This is a genomic window from Niallia taxi (assembly GCF_004005475.1).
GTDB lineage: Bacteria > Bacillota > Bacilli > Bacillales > Cytobacillaceae > Niallia > Niallia taxi.
Window position 1 is genome coordinate 1 of the sequence record NZ_RZTZ01000054.1, and the last position, 1289, is coordinate 1289.

At 38.3% G+C, this 1289-nt stretch carries 1 protein-coding gene; it reads left to right on the plus strand.

Annotation, left to right across the window (positions count from 1 at the left end; translation table 11 throughout):
• Positions 1–248: 248 nt before the first annotated feature.
• Positions 249–1289, plus strand: a 1041-nt coding sequence (gene ltrA / locus EM808_RS28350; RefSeq protein WP_127743153.1) for a group II intron reverse transcriptase/maturase, incomplete at its 3' end; no start/stop codon positions are given.

The following is a 1289-nucleotide window of genomic DNA, read 5'->3' on the forward strand; positions in this document are numbered from 1 at the left end:
TGGAGTCAGAGACCTTGGCACGTTATACATCGATATGATACGGCAACTCGGGAGACCCTATCGGTCTCTTCTTTATAGAAGAGTATGGTGTACAAGCGATAATAAGCAAGGAAACCAAATGCTGTTTAGGGAGTCGGATAGCAGCGTAGTACCAATGAAGTTGGGTAATGCCGATGGAGGAAAGGCTAGCTACCAGTTATCACTCTTATTAGGGAAACATTTACTACACACAGAGGTAGGGAGAAGAAATGGAAACAAAACTACTAAGGATAGCAGAATTAGCAAAATCTAATACCAAAATGAAATTTACATCTCTTGCGCATCTATTAAACGAACAATCACTCACTCATTGTTATTTTGAGCTGCCGAACAAGAAGGCAACCGGTGTGCATGGTACAACTAAAGAACAGTACACCGAAAATCTGGAAGAAAACATAATGGACTTGGCAAGTAGACTAAAAAGCAAAAGTTATCGCCCTGTCCCAGTTAGACGAATGTATATCCCAAAGCTTAATTCTGACAAGAAAAGACCATTGGGGATACCCGAACACGAGGACAAAATCGTACAAAAAGGTATTGCCAAAGTACTTAATGCAATTTATGAGAATGACTTTCTAAATTGTTCATTTGGGTTTCGGCCAAATAGAAACTGCCACGATGCGTTGAAAATACTAAACTTTTATATTGAAAAGAGAGCAGTAAGCTATGTAGTAGATGTAGATATTAAAGGTTTCTTTGATAATGTTGATCACAAATGGATGATGGAGTTCTTGAAACATAGAATAGCCGACCCAAACCTTCTGAGAATAATCAGTAGGTTTCTAAAAGGTGGATATATGGAAGAAGGTAGGAGATACAAAACGGAAACTGGTACACCGCAAGGTGGAGTAGTATCGCCTATCTTAGCAAATATTTATCTCCATTATGTTCTCGACTTATGGTTTGAGAAAGTGGTTAGGAAGCAATGTGAAGGACAGGCTTATATAGTAAGGTATGCAGATGACTTCGTATGTTGTTTTCAACACAAAAGAGAAGCTCAACAATTTTATGAGTCTTTAAAGTCGAGATTAAAGAAATTTAATTTGGAGATAGCTGAGGATAAAACGAAGGTCATTCCCTTCGGGAGGTTTGCGGAACATAACGCAAAAAGAATAGGAAATAGCAAACCAGCAACCTTTGATTTTCTTGGATTTACCCATTATTGCAGCAAAAGTAAACAAGGGAAATTTCGTGTAAAACGGAAGTCGAGCAGGAAGAAAGTCCAAGGTAAACTCAGAGAGACTAAAGAA